This window comes from Corynebacterium sp. CCUG 65737, assembly GCF_024454115.1.
Lineage (GTDB): Bacteria > Actinomycetota > Actinomycetes > Mycobacteriales > Mycobacteriaceae > Corynebacterium > Corynebacterium genitalium.
On sequence record NZ_JAGPZB010000001.1, the window covers coordinates 270,309 to 286,599 of the forward strand.

Sequence of the window (16,291 nt, forward strand, 5' to 3'; positions counted from 1 at the left end):
GTTTTCATGTCTGCGGGGTATGTCACAGCCGAATCATCTTGACTCTCCTGAAAGCACGACTAAAGTATGACCAAAATAAAAAGTACGCCAAAACGTAACTTTTAAAAAAGTCTTGACGGAATACATTTTCAGGAAAGGAAAAACTCAATGGTTCGGTCGGGAAATCAGACGTCACGATCAGCGCTGTTTGCGGCGGCAGCCGCGATGATGGCGATGATTCTCGCGGCGGCGCTCACAGCGTGCGCGCCGGAGGAGAATCGCGCGGACGGCGGAAAGCCGAAAGTGCTGACCACCTTCACCGTGATCCAGGACATCGCCCAGAATGTCGCGGGGGAGCACTTGACCGTGGAGTCTTTGACGAAGCCGGGGGCGGAGATCCACGGCTACGAGCCCACACCGGCTGATATCCGCCGCGCGTCTGATGCCGACCTCATTCTCGATAACGGGCTGAACTTGGAGAACTGGTTCGCGCAATTCGTCGAGGGAGTCGACGCGCCCCACGTCACCGTCAGCGACGGCGTGGACCCGATCGACATCACCGAGGACGAGGGCGCAGGCAAACCGAACCCGCACGCGTGGATGAGTCCGGTTGAGGTGAAGAAGTACGTGGACAATATGGTCACCGCCTTCAGCGAACTCGATCCGGACCATGCTGAGGACTTCACGCAGAACGGCGAGCAGTACAAAAAGCAGCTGCAAGAGGTCCAGGACGGCATGGTCAACGAGTTGGCGAACTTGCCTGAGCAACATCGCGCACTGGTGACGTGCGAAGGCGCATTCTCCTACATGGCACGCGACGCTGGTTTAGAGGAACGGTTCATTTGGGCCGTGAACTCCGAGAATGAGGCAACCCCGCAGCAGATCACTCGCGCCATCGAATTCGTCAAGGAGAACGACGTGCCGGCCGTGTTCTGCGAATCCACGGTCTCGGACGCACCGATGCAGCAGGTGGTTGACGCGACCGACGCCACCTACGGTGGCACCCTGTACGTCGACTCCCTTTCGGAGAAAGACGGTCCGGTTCCGACCTACCTCGACATGATTAAGCACGACGCCGACGTGATCACGCAGGCGTTGACGGGTAAGAAGTAGGCGTCGCGGTGCAACAGGAAACGTCAACACCCGCGGCGGCCGTGCCGTCGAACGCGACTCCCGCGATATCCGTGCGCGATGTCACCGTTCACTATGGGAGCGTGCTCGCGCTCGACGGCGCGTCCCTCGAGATCGCGCCGGGACGCGTGTGCGGACTCGTCGGAATGAATGGATCCGGGAAATCTACGCTATTCAAAACGATTATGGGGCAGACCCGGCCAGATTCCGGGACCGTCGCCGTGAACGGAGATGACCCCGCTGTCGCCCGCCGCACCGGTGTGCTCGGGTATGTGCCTCAGCGCGAGGCAGTGGATTGGGATTTCCCGGTCAGCGTGCGGGATGTGGTCATGATGGGCCGCTACGGACAACTCGGTTTCACTCGCCGGCCTCGCCGGGTTGACATCGAAGCCGTCGACCATGCACTCGAGCGTGTGGAGCTCACGGACTACGCCTCCCGTCAGATCGGTCAGCTTTCCGGCGGCCAGCGGAAACGCGCCTTTGTCGCCCGGTGCATTGCCCAGGGGGCGAGGATCATGCTGCTGGACGAGCCTTTCGCGGGCGTCGATAAGCGCAGCGAAGCGACAATGACCCGGCTGTTCCGTGAGCTTGCTGACGGCGGTGCCACCGTGTTCGTGTCGACGCACGACCTCCCCGCGTTGCCCGAGCTGGCTGATGAAGCGATGCTGCTCAACCGGCATGTGCTCATGCACGGCTCGCCCAAAGATGTCCTGCAACCCGATAATCTCGCTGCTGCCTTCGGGCTGGATGTGATGAAACGATGATCTCTTTTCTTCTCGACCCGTTCGCCTACGACTTCATGGTCCGCGCGTTCGCCACGAGCCTGATTTCCTCCATTGTGTGCGCGGTGCTGTCGTGCTGGCTGGTCCTCGTCGGTTGGTCGCTGATGGGCGATGCCGTGTCCCACGCGGTGTTCCCCGGCGTGGTGCTGGCGTATATCGCGGGCGTTCCCTTCGCCCTCGGGGCAGTGGTCTTCGGCTTCCTCGCCGTGGGTTTGATCGGCGTCGTGCGTGATACAAGCCGGGTGAAAGAAGACGCTGCGATCGGAATCGTCTTCACGACGCTCTTCGCGTTCGGGCTCGTGCTCATCTCCGTTACGCCCTCGCACACCGACCTCAACCACATTATCTTCGGCAACTTGCTCGGCGTCTCCAAAGCTGATCTTGTGCAGATCTTCGTTTTGGGCGTGGCCACGCTGGCTGTGCTCGTGCTCAAGCGCCGCGATTTCACGCTTTTCGCTTTCGATCCCGTGCATGCCCACGCGATTGGCTTGCGGCCGAAGCTGATTGGGGCAGTGTTGCTCGCCCTGCTCGCGCTCACCTGCGTGGTGGGGTTGCAGGCTGTCGGGGTGATCCTCGTGGTGGCGATGTTGATCATTCCGGGCGCGACCGCGCACCTGCTGACCGACAGTTTCGGCCGCATGCTGCTGATCGCCCCTGCGGTGGCCACCGTATGCTCCGTCGTGGGGTTGTACACGAGCTACTACCTCGACGCTTCGCCTGGCGGACTCGTGGTCATGGCGCAGGGGGTCGCATTCCTGCTGGTGTACCTGTTCAGCCCGCGCCAGGGGATCATCACAGCGCGTGCGCTCCGGGGCGGAACGGCGCGTCTAACTGGAGACGAACAGCGCGCCGGAAGCGGTGCGGCCGAGCGGAACTGAGTTCTTTGCCCCGTCCACCTTCACATCTAGCGACTCGGAAAACGGCGCACCTTCTGAGACCGTGAGGACGGCACCGACAACGATGCCGTTCTCCTCGAAAAACTTCAGCAGGGTCGGGTCCGAATCGGAGATCCGCTCGACAGTGACCGTCGTCCCCGCTGCGCCGGCGCCCACCCCAGCATCCGTGAGGCGGCGCGCGTCCAAAGCGAGCACCGTACCGTCGGCGGCCGGGATCGGATCCCCGTGCGGGTCGCGGGTGGGATGGCCGAGCAGCTTGTCCAGCCTGTCCACCAGGTAGTCAGAGACTGCGTGCTCCAAGTGCTCCGCTTCGTCGTGCACTTCGTCCCACGTGTACCCGAGAGTCTCCACCAAGAACGTCTCGATGAGCCGGTGGCGCCGAATCATGTCCACTGCGTATCCGTGGCCCTTCTCGGTCAATTCCACCGAGCCGTAGGGGGCGTGCACGATCAACTCCTGTGCGGCGAGCTTGCGCACAGCATCCGAGACCGACGACATCCGCAGCCCCGTCTGCTTCGAAATCAGGGTCGCCGTGACGGGTTCCGTCGACCATTCCGTGAGACTCCAGATGACCTTCAAATAGTTCTGGGTCGAGGTGGATAATTCGCTCACCGACATGCGTTCAACTCTACTTATCTTCCGGGAGCATGCTTATCGACGTCGCCCTGAACCCGCAATTCACCCCGCACAGTTGCGACTGTTCGGTCTTTTCAGGCCATGAGTTAGACTCTGAAACCGTGACTACCTCCGCGAACGCACCAGAGCAGACCCCGCCCGCAAACGCCCACCCGCGTCCCGTCCTCGTTGTGGACTTCGGCGCGCAATATGCGCAGCTGATCGCACGCCGCGTGCGCGAGGCCCGTATCTACTCGGAGGTCGTGCCGCACACGATCTCCGCCGCGGAGCTCAAGGCGAAGGACCCGGTTGCGCTCGTGCTTTCCGGCGGCCCGTCCTCCGTCTACGAGGATGGCGCGCCGCAGCTCGACCCAGAGATCTTCAAGTTGGGCTTGCCCACCTTCGGCATTTGCTACGGCTTCCAGGTGATGACGCAGGCGCTCGGCGGCACCGTGGCCAAGACCGGCTCGCGCGAGTACGGCCGCACGAACATGGACGTGCGCGGCGGCGTGCTCCACTCCGGCCTGAATGAGCAGCACCCAGTCTGGATGAGCCACGGCGATTCCGTGACCAAGGCGCCCGACGGTTTCGATGTCACCGCTGCGACCGAGGGCGCTCCGGTTGCGGCTTTCGAGAACGCGGAGTCGCGCATGGCCGGTGTCCAGTACCACCCGGAGGTCATGCACTCGCCGCACGGCCAGCAGGTGCTCACGCGATTCCTCACCGAGATCGCGGGCTTGGAGCAAACATGGACCGCGTCGAACATCGCCGACCAGCTTATCGACGCGATTTCCGAACAGATCGGCCCCGACGGCCACGCGATTTGCGGCTTGTCCGGAGGAGTCGACTCCGCCGTCGCGGCGGCCTTGGTCCAGCGTGCGATCGGCGATCGTCTGACCTGTGTCTTCGTTGACCACGGCCTGCTGCGCAAGGGCGAACGCGAGCAGGTAGAGACCGACTTCGTCGCTGCGACCGGCGCACGTCTGGTCACTGTGGACGAGCGCGAAGCCTTCCTGAGCAAGCTCGCCGGTGTGACCGACCCGGAGGCGAAGCGTAAGGCCATCGGTGCGGAATTCATCCGGTCCTTCGAGCGCGCGGTCGCCGGCGTCCTCGAAGGCCAGGATGTCGGCTTCCTCGTCCAGGGAACGCTCTACCCGGACGTTGTGGAGTCCGGCGGCGGCACGGGTACCGCGAACATTAAGAGCCACCACAACGTCGGCGGCCTGCCTGATGATGTTGAGTTCGAGCTCGTCGAGCCCCTGCGCACCTTGTTCAAGGACGAGGTTCGTGCTGTCGGCCGCGAGCTGGGCCTGCCGGAAGTGATCGTGAACCGCCAGCCCTTCCCGGGCCCGGGCCTGGGCATCCGCATCGTTGGTGAGGTCACCGCTGAGCGGCTGGAAACCCTGCGCGCGGCTGACGCCATTGCGCGCGAGGAGCTCACCCGCGCTGGCCTCGACGACCAAATCTGGCAGTGCCCGGTCGTCCTGCTCGCCGACGTCCGCTCCGTCGGTGTCCAAGGCGACGGGCGCACCTACGGCCACCCGATCGTGCTGCGCCCGGTGACCTCCGAAGACGCGATGACCGCGGACTGGGTCCGCGTGCCCTACGAGGTCTTGGAGACCATCTCCACTCGCATCACCAACGAGGTCGAGGACGTCAACCGCGTGGTTGTGGACATCACGTCCAAGCCGCCGGGAACCATCGAGTGGGAGTAGTGAGCGGCCTCGCCGCTCACCCGACGAGGCCAGTCTTAAGATCTCGATTGCATTTTTGCCCCGTCAATCAAAATCGACCAGGGCTTTTATCGCGTGTTTGACGCGGTGATGTAATCGAGATCTTGGGGTTTGGTCTACTTCGCCCACGCGACCTGAATCGAGCCCACGTTCTGGTGGATGTTGATGGTCAACAGTTCGCCATCGCCGTCGATTTCCTCTGGCGGGCAGGCCGTGTCACCGACATCGACATCGCAGTTCACACGAGCGCGGACTTTCTCGTCGGGCATGAGCACTTCAACCGAACCGACTTTCTGGCTGATATCGAGAGTCACCGGTTCCTTCATCGGCTGCAGGTCCGTCAGATCGACGGTGAGTTCACCAACGTAGGTATTGACCGGGTGGATGCCCTCTGCGTCAGGGAAGGCGATGATCGTTTGCCCGAAGCGGGACCAGTCGCGGTTGCGGATTTCGCTTGCGGCCGCCATCGCCACGAATGTCGCAATGGTGAGCAATAAAGCTACGGGAATCCACACCCACAGTGGCCGGTTCCTTTTCGTGCTCGGCTGTTGGGGCGGTTCGTACCCGGGGTCCGGCAGGTGCCACAATTCCGGAACAGTCCCCAACGGGTCCCACGACGGCGGCCCCGTGTGACCGTGGGCCGGGTGCGGATAACCCTGCGGAGCGGTGAATCCACTCGTGACCAGGTTGCGCGCCGAAGCCGTGGCGGGCTGGGGCTCCGGATCCCCAAAGCCAGGCTCCCCAAAGCCTGGCTCCCCAAAACCAGGCTCCCCGGACTGAGGCTGGCTGCTCTGTCGCTTCTCGGGTTGTGCGATCACCCCCGGAGGCGGCTCCGGGAGGCGGCGGTAGAGCGCCCACCACGCGACGGCGCTGAGAAGGAGCCAGCCGATCGTGGAGGCGAAAGCTTCACGGGGAGTTCCTACTGAGATCGTCGGGAAGAAGAGGACGAGGAGAATCAGCAGGCCCCAGCCGGTGCCGCGCTCTTTGACTTCGACGGGGTCGAGCTGGCGTTTGGGGATTGCGATGGCTTGGGAAGGTGACGTCGATAAGCCAAAGCGCGGCATGAGGAAGCCGCACAGCACGTACATGAAAATGCCGACACCGAACGCGAGCGACAGCGCCGCGAACGCGATGCGCACGAGGCTCGCGTCGATCTGGTAGCGCACACCGATGCCTTCGCAGACGCCGGAGACCATTGCGTCGCCGCCCTGCTTTTTCGGGATGCGCGGCGGGCGGGTGTCCCACATGAGGTGCAGTGTCTCGTTCATGTTTCAAGTATGCGATTTGGCTGGGCTGGGCGGTATCGGGATTCACCCTGAAATCGCAAGTTCAGGGTTTGCCCTGATCCGCCTGCGGGCCCTGCGTGCCATGATGAATAGCATGCCCCAGCACTATGCCCCTGAGCAGCCCCGGCCCTACCCGCGCTTTGTCCGCGAACGGGAGCACCGGGTCATTGCTGGCGTTGCGGCTGGTTTGTCTGCGCATCTGAATATTGAGGTTGTCTACATTCGCCTTTTCCTGTCTCTGAGCTCCCTCATTGGGGGTCTGGGCATCCTGTGTTACGCGGCGCTGTGGATCTTCATGCCGCTGGGTGTGCCGGCGCAGCCTGTCGTGGACGCTAAGAAGGCCGGCGGGTTTGTGAACTTCCTCCTCGTCATTGCGGCGTTTGTGCTGTGGTCGATGTCGACATCTGCGGTGGGGGATCCCGGCAACGGCGCGTTCGTCGCGGTGGTGGTCATGATGGCGGTCGGCGCGGTGCTGGCGTGGCGTGCGTACGACCGCGACATGCGCACTGCCGGTTCGATTGCGTCCCTGCTTGTTGGCGGTGTGCTGGTTATGGGCGGTGTCATTGTCATCGCGGTGATGGGGGACCGCGGCGGCATCATGGGCGTGGTTTTGGCTGTGCTGGCGGCGGTGCTGGGGGTGGGCATTCTTGTGGTGCCGCTCATTGCGCGCCTGTTGCGCTCGCTTGTGGAGGAACGTCAGGACAAGGCGGTCGCCGATCAGCGCGCCGACATCGCCGCTCACCTGCATGATTCTGTGCTGCAGACGCTTGCGCTCATTCAGAAGCGCGCCGACGACTCTGAGGAGGTCGCCCGCCTTGCGCGCCGCCAGGAACGCGAGCTGAGAGCATGGCTTTACGACGCTTCGCCCGCCCCCGGCTGGACCACCCACACCACCAATCCCGAACCCGCGCCGACTGCTGCTGCGCCACCCACGCCGGCTACCTTCTTCGCCGCGATCAACACCGCCGCCGGAGAAGTCGAGGACCTGTTCAACCTGAGCATCCGCCCCGTGACCGTCGGTGAAGACACGGCCTTCGGCGACAGCGTCGAACCCATTGTTCTGGCGGCCCGGGAAGCCATGGTGAACGCGGCGAAGCACTCGGGAGCGGCAGGGGTCGATGTGTATGCCGAAAACCTCGCCGGTGAGCTCTCCGTGTTCGTCCGCGACCGCGGCGCTGGGTTCGACCCGGCGGCGATCCCGTCCGACCGCCACGGCGTGCGCGATTCGATCACCGGCCGCATGGAACGCGCTGGGGGCACAGCGACGATCAAGACTGCGCCGGGCAAAGGCACCGAGGTAGCGCTGACTCTGGCTGCGTGACCCAGTGTGATCCAGCGTGATCCGCCTAACGGTAGTGTCGGGTTCATGGCAGTCAAGGTGTTCCTCGTCGACGACCATTCGGTTTTCCGCTCCGGCGTGCGCGCGGAGTTGAGCGCCGCGCCGGGCATCGAGATCGTCGGCGACGCCGGAACGGTTGCTGAGGCTGTTGCGGGGATCGGTAAGGAACAGCCTGACGTCGTGCTTCTCGACGTCCACATGCCCGACGGTGGCGGCCTCGCCGTGATCACCCAAGCGCCTGGGCCGCAGTATTTAGCTTTGTCCGTTTCCGACGCCGCAGAGGATGTCATCGCGCTGATCCGCGCCGGCGCCCGCGGCTACGTGACCAAGAATATCGACGGGCCTGAGTTGGCGGAAGCAGTCGTCCAGGTCCACGGCGGGGATGCGTACTTCTCGCCGCGACTGGCCGGTTTCGTGCTCGACGCGTTCGCGTCGGGCGGGGTTGTCGAGGATCCTGCGGGGGAGCCGGAGAAGGCGGGGGAGGATGAGGCGGTCGTCGATAAGCTGACGCGGCGCGAGCTGGAGGTGCTGCGGCTGCTCGCGCGCGGGTACACGTACAAGGAAATCGCGTCTGAGCTGTTCATTTCGGTGAAGACGGTGGAGACCCACGCGTCGAATGTGCTGCGCAAGACGCAGACGTCGAACCGGCACCAGCTGACGCGGTGGGCGTCTGAGCGCTCGCTGGACTAAACGGCAGTGTAGCGCTCGCGAGGTACTCGAAAGCTACTCGAAACGTACTCGAAACACGTTGTATCTAGTCTGACCTGCGCAGACTGTCCTACTTGAAACCTACTCGAAACGGTTTCAAGTAGAATTGTTGCTGTGAAAGAAAGTCCCTCTTTTCAGGATGATCCCGCGCTGCTGTTGACTCTTGACGAGGATCAGTGGTTTGAGCGGAAATCGTTCCGCATCGCCCCGAAGGACCTTGCCAAGACAATTGTGGCGATGGCTAACGCGGAAGGCGGTGTGATTGCGGTTGGAATCACTGATCGCCGGTTTGATGGTCAACCGACCTCTGTGCAGCAAAATGACCTGCACCAAGTGACGTTCGATCACACGGATCCGACCGTTCGTGTCGATGTAGAAGCTCTCGACGTGGCAGAGGGGGCATCTGTCCTCCTTTTCAATGTTCTGCCGAGCGACAGGGTGCACTATCTGAAATCGGGGGAGTGCTTCTTGCGCGTCGGCGACGAGTCCAAGCGTCTCAAGGCGGACGACATTCTCGAGCTCCGGTACACGAAGGGAGAGCAGCAGTTCGACGCATCGGTGCCGCCCCGCGCGATCGCCGAGGACCTCGACTGGGAGTTGGTGGAAGACTACGCCGAGGCTATAGGTTCATCGTCTGCGGTAGATGTGTTGAGGGCCCGGAACTTGGTTGACCGCGATGGTCGACCTCGCACGGCGGCGATTCTTCTGTTTGGTAAGAACCCGCAGGAGTATTTCCCGAATGCGCATGTGCGTGTGCTTCAGTTCGGGGACGATGAACGGCTTTCCGGCTACCAACAACAACTCATGGCTGATCGGCGTTTTGATGGCCCGCTGCCGCAGCAGATCGCTCACGCCCAGAATGCGATCGGCGAAATGCTGCCCAAGGTCCGCAGGTTGACCGGGGAGGGGCTGTTTGAAGATGAGAATCTGATCCCTCACGATGTGTGGCTTGAGGGCTTGGTTAACGCGGTGATCCACAGGTCCTACAGTATGAGCGGCGACCATATCCGTTTCGAGATGTATCCGGGCCGGATCGAAGTCTCGAGTCCTGGCCGTTTTCCGGGGTTTGTGGATCCGGATAAGCCGGAGTCGATTGCGCGGTTTGCCAGGAATCCTCTCATTGCGAGGGTCACTGCGGAGCTCCGCATCGGTCAGGAGCTCGGCGAAGGCATTCGCCGCATGTTCGCCGGTATGCGCCGGGTTGGTTTCACGGATCCTGTGTACAGGCAGACTAGTGGAAGTGTGATTCTCACCTTGAATGCTGTTCAGCGCCTGAACTTAGAAGCCGTTGACGCTTTGCCGCCGCATTCTGCGGATGTGCTTTCCGTTCTTCAGGCAAGGGGCAGGCCAATGTCGACAGGTGAGATCGCCGAGGCCTTGGGCTTATCGACGCCTCCTGTTCGCCGCGCTCTGCAAGCGATGCGAGGCAAGGGAATCATAGAGTGGCGTGGAAACAGCTCCCGCGATCCGCGCGCAGTGTGGTCGGTATTGGGCCCGCTAGGGTAGCTCGAAAGCTACTCGAAACGTACTCGAAACACGTTGTATCTAGTCTGACCTGCGCAGACTGGCCTACTTGAAACCTACTCGAAACGGTTTCAAGTAGATCGCATCCTGCTTGAGCTGGAGTCTGTTGGGCTATTTCGCCAGATAGAAAGCGTGTTCGACTTTTTCGATTGACGTTGGTTGTCCCGGCGAGCATAATCATCTTCGTGAGTGGAACAAGTGTTCGCAAGGTGGATGTGGAGGCGCTGGCCGGGTTGGCTGCCGCCTCCGGCTCCGCTGCGCCTGCTGGTCCCGCCAGTTCCGCTCGCACCGAGCAGATCGCGCAGCTGCGCGCCCGCATGGCGCAGATCGGCGGGGAGGTTCCGGACCAGCTCGGCGGGCCTCATGCTGGCCACATTGCAAGGGCTGATGTCCTGGAACTCGGTACGCAATTCGAGAATATTCTGCCCGGCGGCGGCCTGCCGCGCCACGCGGTGACGCACATGAGTGACACCCCGGCACTGGTGGTGGAGATGCTGCTGCAGATCACCGAAGTGGGCGGGTATGTCGGCGTGGTCGGCTGGCCGGAGCTGTCGTACGCGGCGCTTCCGCCAGAGTGTTTGAATCGTGTCATTGCGGTCCCGGACCCCGGGGTGGACCCGTTGGGGATCACCGGGGTGCTGGTGGAGGGGCTGGATCTGGTGGTCTTCCGCACCCGCGCGCGCGTCGAGCTATCCCCGGTGCGGGCGCGTCCGCTGCTGGGCAAGCTGCGCAAAGGCCGGGCCGCGCTCATGCTCGTCGGCGCGACGGTGCCGTCACCGGCGCTCACTGTCACTGGTGACGTGCAGGAGTTCCGGGGGATCGGCCGGGGCACAGGGCGCATCACGGGGCTGGATATCCGGGTGCGGGCGCAGCCGAAAAGCGCGCATCCGGCATCGGGCACGGTCACCGTCGGTCAGGCTCGGCAGGCGGCGGCAGTGCCGCCTGCTCCGGCGCTCAAGGTGGTGAAGTAGATGCGCGTCGCCGCCGTATGGTTCCCTGACTGGCCGGTGCAGGCCGCGTGCCTCGAGGACGACCTTGCGGAGCCGCTCGCCGTTGCCCGCCAGCACCGCATCAAGGTCGTCTCGCACGCCGCCCGCAAGCTGGGCATTCGCCGCGGTATGAAGGTGCGCCACGCGCAGTCGGTGTGTCCGGGGCTCACTGTCGTCGACGACAATCCGGACCGTGACGGCCGCATGTTCGCCGCGCTCGCCGCCAGTTTCGACGATGTGGCTTCATCGGTCGAGGTGCTGCGACCCGGGCTTGTCGTGGTGGACATCGCGGCCGCGGGAAAGTTCCACGGCAGCGAGGCCCGCGCCGCCGAGATGCTTATCGACGTTGCATCCCGCCCCGGCATCAACCCCCTTATCGGCATCGCGGACGAGATCGCCACCGCTGTCATCGCCGCACGCACTTGCGCGGTGGTCCCGCCGGGTGGGTCGGTGGACTTCCTTGCCGGTCAGTCGTTGCGCGTGCTTGCAGCGGAGACGGCGCTCGGCGCAGATGGGGAGACGGTGAAGTCGCTGGGGCAGCTGGGAATGAGCACGCTGGGGGATCTCGCCGCGGTGCCCGCCACCGCGATTTCGACGCGCTTCGGGCAGGCCGGGCTGCACTGCCACCGGATTGCGCAAGGTGCGCCGGACCGCCGCGTCGCTCCGGAACTGCCCACGTCTGATCTCGCGGTGTCCGTGACACCCGAGGATCCGATTGACCGCGTCGACGCCGCTGCTTTCGCCGCCCGCGCGCTGGCCGCCAGCTTGCACGAGCGGCTTGCTGACGCTGGGCAGAACTGTGTGCGGCTCAAAGTGAAGGCGGAGTTAAGTGACGGCACATCCCTCGAGCGCATTTGGCGCACCCGCGACGCCCTGACAGAGGAGGCCACTGCCGACCGCGTGCGGTGGCAGCTCGACGGGTGGCTCACCGGCGGGGGAGCGGGTGCGATCGCTTCGCTCATTCTGGAGCCGCTGGAGGTCGCCGCGCCGGGACCGGCCGGTCAGCTCTGGGGCGGTGCTGCGGCGGGGTCGGATGAGGCGGCCCGGGAGGCCCGTCGCGTCGCGGAGCGTATCCAGTCCTCGCTGGGCATTGATGCCGTTGTGCAGCCCCGCCCCGCCGGGGGCCGCGGTGTTGCTGAGCGCATCGCCCTCGTCCCCTTCGGCGAGCAGGACAGCGACACCGCCGGCGCCGCGGCAGCCGCATCGTGGCCGGGCGCGATCCCGGCCCCGCTGCCTGCCCGGATCGGCGGCGGGCTGGACCACCCGGCGTCGCGGGTGAAGCTGATCAGCGCGGATGCGAGGCAGATCGGTGTGACAGCGGAAGCGCTGCTGACGGGGGAGCCGTACGCGCTTGGGTGGGGCGAGCACCGCTACGTGGTCACGGGGTGGGCTGGGCCCTGGCCTGTCGACGACGGTTGGTGGGGCGACAACCCCCAGAAGGTCGCGCGCCTGCAGGTGGTGGGGGAGAAGCCTGCAGGCAACGAGCGTGCGGCGTGGTTGCTGCTGTGGTCGAAGCGGCAGTGGCGGATCGAGGCTTTATATACCTGAGGGATTTACCTGAGAGCGAGATAGGCTACCCTAAGAAGCATGTCCGCTCCCCGCCAGCCAATGTGTTCCGATGTCGAAGTCGAACCGCTGCCCGGCACCGCCAAAACGGCGGGGACCTACGTCCTTTTTGAGCACCCTGGCCCCTGGAGCCATGACGTTCTCGACGGCGGAACCTTAGGCGAGGAGCTCACCGCCAAGCTCAAGGCGCACCTGAAAAAGTTCGACGCGTCGCTGCAGCTGATCCGCCACCCCACGCGGGAAGGCCGCGACATTGACAAGCCGCACGTCTACATCGTCTTCTCCGATGTAGGCATCACGGAAGTGCTGCATGTCGACGGTGTGGAGGACCTGCTGAAGATGAATTTTTCCGCGCCGGGCCTCAACGGCGGGCAAACACGCATCGCGCCGCTGCTGCTCGTGTGCACGCACGCGAAACGCGACCGTTGCTGCGCGGTGAAGGGCCGCCCGCTCGTCCTGGAGTTGGAGCGGCGCTACCCGTTCCGCCGCACCGGCGACATCGTGTGGGAGACCTCGCATGTCAAGGGGCACCGTTTTGCGCCGGCGATGCTGCTTATGCCGTGGGGGTACAGCTTCGGCCGGATGAATCTAGAGGCCACGGAGGCGATGATCGGTGCTGCGATGCGCGCGCAATACTTCGTCCCCGGCAACCGCGGGCGCGGAACGTTGTCGGCGCCGGCGCAGGCTGCCGAGATCGCCGTGGCTGCCCACCTGCAGAACGAGGGCGAGGACGTCGCCTACGACCAGTTCACGCTCGTGGAGGAAACCGTCGGCGACGGCGCGGCCACTGTGGTGTTCGCCGATGACACGCACCGGGGGCCGCGCCAGTTCGTAGTCACCCTCACACAAAACGAAGCCGCAGGAGTGATTTCCTCCTGCGGCGACGAAGCGAAAACGGGTAAGTACTGGGGCGTCGACAAGCTCGAGCTTAGCGGCGCATAACCTTCCTCGACAGCACGTTACCCAGCAGCTGCGCGAGCTGGACGATGACCACAATGGTGATCACAGCCAGCCACGTCACCTGCGGCTCGAACGCGCGGTAGCCGTAGACGATGGCGAAGTCGCCCAGACCGCCGCCGCCGATGTAGCCGGCCATGGCCGACATGTCGATGACAGCGATGAAGATGAAGGTGAAGCCCAGGATCAGCGGTCCGAGGGCCTCCGGGACGATCACGGTGCGGATGATGCGCCACGGGCCGGCGCCCATCGCGCGGGCCGCCTCGATCACACCGGGGTCGATGGCCACGAGGTTCTGCTCCACGATGCGCGCCACGGTGAACGTCGCGGTCACGCACATGACGAAGGTGGCCGCTTCACGCCCGATCGTCGTGCCCACCACCGACAAGGTGACTGAGTAGAGCATCGCGATCATGATGATGAACGGGATGGGGCGGAAGAAGTTCACCAGGATGTTCAGCGTCCAGTAGACAAACCGGTTCTCCAGCACACCGCCAGCGCGGGTGGTGTAGAGGAACATGCCGATGATCAGGCCGAAGAACCCGCCGACGAGCATGGTGATGATCACCATGAACAGCGTGTCCTGGATGGCCTGGAAGTAGGTGGGGCCGAGACGGTCCCAGTCCATTTGGGCGAGGATCTGCTCAGTCATTTACTTCTCCTCCCCAATCTCAGCAGTGGTGTTGCCGGTGATTTCGTGAATGGTGGTGGTCTCCTGCATTCTGCGGTAGAACTCCTCGATGGCGCGGTTGTCGCCGGTCAGGCGCACCGTCATTTTGCCGAAGGACTGTTCCTGCAGGGTGGTCACGCTGCCGTGCACGACATCGAGCCCCACGCCCTGCTCCTGCAGCTTCGCGGCCGCGGAGAAGAACCCGGAGTTCGACGACAAGTCGACGGTGAACAGTCGGCCGTCGCCGCCCAAGAGTTCGCGCTCTTCGCTTTTCGACGGAGTGTTGCGCAACGACGTCGACACAAACCGCTGCGCCACGTGCGTTTTCGGATTAGAAAACACGTCGTAGACAGAGCCGTATTCGACGACCTTGCCGGCCTCCATGACAGCGACCTTGTCCGCGATGGCGCGGATGACGTCCATCTCGTGCGTGATCACGACGATGGTGATTCCGGTGCGCTGGTTGATCACCCGCAACAGTTCCAGGACTTCCTGGGTGGTTTCGGGGTCGAGGGCGGAGGTGGCTTCGTCGGCAAGCAAAAGCGAGGGATCCGTGGCAAGCGCACGGGCAATGCCGACGCGCTGCTTCTGGCCGCCGGACAGCTGCTCCGGGTAGTTCTTGCCACGGTCACCCAGGCCGACAAAGTCGAGCAGCTCCTGCACGCGGGCGGCGCGCTCGGACTTGCTCATGTCCGTCATCTTCAGCGGGTACTCGACATTGCCTGCCGCCGTGAGCGAGGTGAGCAGGTTGAACTGCTGGAAAATCATCCCGATGCTGCGGCGCACGTCGCGCAATTGCTTGCCCGGTATGCCGACAATGTTGGTGCCGTCCAGCAGAATCTCACCGGAAGTCGGGGTGTCCAGCCCGTTGATCATGCGCACGAGGGTGGACTTGCCGGCACCCGAATATCCGATGACGCCCAAGATCTCACCGGGTTCAACGGTGAGGTTGACGTTGTCGAGTGCGACGACATCCGCCCCGCCTTTCTTGGAGCGGAACGTCTTGTGGACGTTCCGGAACTCAATCCGGGTGCCGGTGGGTGCCATTACTTGAAGTCCTCTTCCAGGCGCTTGAGGATCTCGTCGAGCTCCTCCTTGGTCTTCTCCACCTGGACAGCGGTGCCGTTGGAGTCCTCGTTCAGAGCCTCGGTGACCTCGTCGGACTGCCAGATCTCCACGAGCTTGTCGTAGGTCGCGTTGTCGACGTCGTCTGCGCGGACAGCGAAGATGTTGATGTACGGCTCCGCCAGCTCAGAGTTCGGGTCGTCTGCGAAGACGGCCGTGGATGCGTCGATGCCGGCGCGGCCCAACCAGGTGTTGTTGATCACGGCCGGGTCGCCCTGGTTGTAGACGGTCGGGGTCTGGGACGCGTCGACCGGGGTGACCTCAACCTTGGAGGCATCCTTGTCGATGTCGGCCGGGGTCGGGTTCAGCGTGTCAGCACCGTCCTTGACCTTGACCAGGTCAGCCTGGACCAGCACGTTGATGGCGCGGCCCTGGTTGGACGGGTCGTTCGGGATGGCGACTTTCTGGCCCTCGATGTCGTCGAGGCTGTCGTGGTCCTTCCAGAACAGGCCCAGGGTGTTGATTTCGCCGGAGCCGACGATCTTCAGGCCGTCGCCGGAGGAGGCGTTGTACTCAGCCAGGTACAGGATGTGCTGGAACTTGTTGATGTCGATCTGGTCCTGAGCCAGCGCCGGGTTGACCGGCGGGTACTCGGTGAACGGGGTGAGCTCGAGGGTGATGCCCTCCTTCTCAGCCAGCTCCATGAAGACAGACCAAGCCTTCTGGTCGGAGTCGGTGGTGCCGATCCGGACAACCTGATCGTCGCCGCCGTTGTTCTTGCCGGCTGCGTTGTCTGCCGACTCGTCAGAGCATGCGACCAGGCCGGTTGCCGCCAGAACGGAGGCTGCGGCGGTCGCGATGATGCGGTTGAAGCGCATATCTTTTCCTGCACTTTCTTGCTAGGGGTGGTCAAGTATGACTTCGAAAATCTAACACCTAACGGACCGCTTAGTCTAGTTTGGGTTCACACCAACCATTGCTATGCCGGCACTGGATACAGCCCCGTGCCCGTTGCTGATTGGAACAAAGTTTCGACCGCGATTATTCTGGG

Annotated in this window: 15 protein-coding genes; 10 read left to right on the forward strand and 5 right to left on the reverse strand. The window is 63.6% G+C overall.

Annotation, left to right across the window (positions count from 1 at the left end; translation table 11 throughout):
- The first annotated feature begins 213 nt into the window (after positions 1 to 213).
- From KBX17_RS01445 to KBX17_RS01455, 3 genes are read left to right on the forward strand one after another with little or no spacing between them, the layout of a single operon-like run.
- Positions 214 to 1,092, forward strand: coding sequence for a metal ABC transporter substrate-binding protein (locus KBX17_RS01445; RefSeq protein WP_256018307.1), 879 nt, complete (start codon positions 214 to 216; stop codon positions 1,090 to 1,092).
- A gap of 8 nt (positions 1,093 to 1,100) precedes the next feature.
- Positions 1,101 to 1,874, forward strand: coding sequence for a metal ABC transporter ATP-binding protein (locus KBX17_RS01450; protein ID WP_256018170.1), 774 nt, complete (start codon positions 1,101 to 1,103; stop codon positions 1,872 to 1,874).
- On the forward strand, positions 1,871 to 2,770 hold the full coding sequence (locus KBX17_RS01455; RefSeq protein ID WP_256018171.1) for a metal ABC transporter permease: 900 nt from the start codon (positions 1,871 to 1,873) through the stop codon (positions 2,768 to 2,770). The genes KBX17_RS01450 and KBX17_RS01455 overlap by 4 nt, the downstream gene beginning before the upstream one ends.
- Here the strand turns inward: KBX17_RS01455 and KBX17_RS01460 are convergent.
- Positions 2,720 to 3,406 carry a metal-dependent transcriptional regulator gene (locus KBX17_RS01460; RefSeq protein ID WP_256018173.1) on the reverse strand — a complete coding sequence of 229 codons (687 nt, stop codon included), beginning with the start codon at positions 3,404 to 3,406 and terminating at the stop codon, positions 2,720 to 2,722. The two genes, KBX17_RS01455 and KBX17_RS01460, sit on opposite strands and share 51 nt — an antisense overlap.
- A 119-nt stretch (positions 3,407 to 3,525) precedes the next feature.
- On the opposite strand from KBX17_RS01460, the gene guaA reads away from it, so the two are divergent.
- Positions 3,526 to 5,118 (forward strand): glutamine-hydrolyzing GMP synthase, encoded by a 1,593-nt coding sequence (gene guaA, locus KBX17_RS01465; RefSeq protein WP_256018174.1) that lies wholly within the window; start codon positions 3,526 to 3,528, stop codon positions 5,116 to 5,118.
- 134 nt (positions 5,119 to 5,252) lie between these two features.
- On the opposite strand, the gene KBX17_RS01470 is transcribed toward guaA, so the two are convergent.
- Positions 5,253 to 6,404: a PspC domain-containing protein gene (locus KBX17_RS01470; RefSeq protein WP_256018176.1), complete on the reverse strand. Its 1,152-nt coding sequence runs from the start codon at positions 6,402 to 6,404 to the stop codon at positions 5,253 to 5,255.
- A 112-nt stretch (positions 6,405 to 6,516) separates the two neighbouring features.
- On the opposite strand from KBX17_RS01470, the gene KBX17_RS01475 reads away from it, so the two are divergent.
- The 6 genes from KBX17_RS01475 to KBX17_RS01500 all read left to right on the forward strand — a co-directional run bounded on the left by KBX17_RS01475 (position 6,517) and on the right by KBX17_RS01500 (position 13,490).
- Complete coding sequence (locus KBX17_RS01475) at positions 6,517 to 7,743, forward strand: ATP-binding protein (protein ID WP_256018177.1); 1,227 nt, start codon at positions 6,517 to 6,519, stop codon at positions 7,741 to 7,743.
- Positions 7,744 to 7,788: 45 nt separating this feature from the next.
- Entirely contained in the window at positions 7,789 to 8,451 is a 663-nt protein-coding gene (locus KBX17_RS01480; RefSeq protein ID WP_256018179.1) for a response regulator transcription factor, read from the forward strand.
- Between the two features lie 132 nt (positions 8,452 to 8,583).
- The gene (locus tag KBX17_RS01485; protein ID WP_256018181.1) at positions 8,584 to 9,975 is read left to right on the forward strand and encodes an ATP-binding protein; all 1,392 of its coding nucleotides are present in this window, start codon (positions 8,584 to 8,586) and stop codon (positions 9,973 to 9,975) included.
- A 203-nt stretch (positions 9,976 to 10,178) separates the two neighbouring features.
- Positions 10,179 to 10,964 (forward strand): hypothetical protein, encoded by a 786-nt coding sequence (locus tag KBX17_RS01490; RefSeq protein WP_256018182.1) that lies wholly within the window; start codon positions 10,179 to 10,181, stop codon positions 10,962 to 10,964.
- A complete protein-coding gene (locus KBX17_RS01495; RefSeq protein ID WP_256018184.1) occupies positions 10,965 to 12,530 on the forward strand; it encodes a DNA polymerase Y family protein in 1,566 nt (521 codons plus the stop codon).
- Positions 12,531 to 12,569: 39 nt separating this feature from the next.
- Positions 12,570 to 13,490 (forward strand): sucrase ferredoxin, encoded by a 921-nt coding sequence (locus tag KBX17_RS01500; RefSeq protein WP_256018185.1) that lies wholly within the window; start codon positions 12,570 to 12,572, stop codon positions 13,488 to 13,490.
- Here KBX17_RS01500 and KBX17_RS01505 read toward each other — a convergent pair.
- Genes KBX17_RS01505 through KBX17_RS01515 form a run of 3 tightly spaced genes read right to left on the reverse strand, consistent with a single transcriptional unit; the run spans position 13,477 to position 16,118 of the window.
- Positions 13,477 to 14,157 carry a methionine ABC transporter permease gene (locus KBX17_RS01505; RefSeq protein WP_256018187.1) on the reverse strand — a complete coding sequence of 227 codons (681 nt, stop codon included), beginning with the start codon at positions 14,155 to 14,157 and terminating at the stop codon, positions 13,477 to 13,479. The genes KBX17_RS01500 and KBX17_RS01505 overlap by 14 nt on opposite strands.
- A complete protein-coding gene (locus KBX17_RS01510; protein WP_256018188.1) occupies positions 14,158 to 15,222 on the reverse strand; it encodes a methionine ABC transporter ATP-binding protein in 1,065 nt (354 codons plus the stop codon).
- Complete coding sequence (locus KBX17_RS01515) at positions 15,222 to 16,118, reverse strand: MetQ/NlpA family ABC transporter substrate-binding protein (protein ID WP_256018190.1); 897 nt, start codon at positions 16,116 to 16,118, stop codon at positions 15,222 to 15,224. The genes KBX17_RS01510 and KBX17_RS01515 overlap by 1 nt, the downstream gene beginning before the upstream one ends.
- Positions 16,119 to 16,291 lie beyond the last annotated feature (173 nt).

Coding starts and splice junctions, on each gene's coding strand:
- KBX17_RS01515 (WP_256018190.1), bottom strand. CDS start 16,118: ATGCGCTTCAACCGCATCATCGCGACCGCCGCAGCCTCCGTTCTGGCG.
- KBX17_RS01470 (WP_256018176.1), bottom strand. CDS start 6,404: ATGAACGAGACACTGCACCTCATGTGGGACACCCGCCCGCCGCGCATC.
- KBX17_RS01455 (WP_256018171.1), top strand. CDS start 1,871: ATGATCTCTTTTCTTCTCGACCCGTTCGCCTACGACTTCATGGTCCGC.
- KBX17_RS01495 (WP_256018184.1), top strand. CDS start 10,965: ATGCGCGTCGCCGCCGTATGGTTCCCTGACTGGCCGGTGCAGGCCGCG.
- KBX17_RS01505 (WP_256018187.1), bottom strand. CDS start 14,157: ATGACTGAGCAGATCCTCGCCCAAATGGACTGGGACCGTCTCGGCCCC.
- KBX17_RS01480 (WP_256018179.1), top strand. CDS start 7,789: ATGGCAGTCAAGGTGTTCCTCGTCGACGACCATTCGGTTTTCCGCTCC.
- KBX17_RS01510 (WP_256018188.1), bottom strand. CDS start 15,222: ATGGCACCCACCGGCACCCGGATTGAGTTCCGGAACGTCCACAAGACG.
- KBX17_RS01460 (WP_256018173.1), bottom strand. CDS start 3,406: ATGTCGGTGAGCGAATTATCCACCTCGACCCAGAACTATTTGAAGGTC.
- KBX17_RS01475 (WP_256018177.1), top strand. CDS start 6,517: ATGCCCCAGCACTATGCCCCTGAGCAGCCCCGGCCCTACCCGCGCTTT.
- KBX17_RS01500 (WP_256018185.1), top strand. CDS start 12,570: ATGTCCGCTCCCCGCCAGCCAATGTGTTCCGATGTCGAAGTCGAACCG.
- KBX17_RS01445 (WP_256018307.1), top strand. CDS start 214: ATGATTCTCGCGGCGGCGCTCACAGCGTGCGCGCCGGAGGAGAATCGC.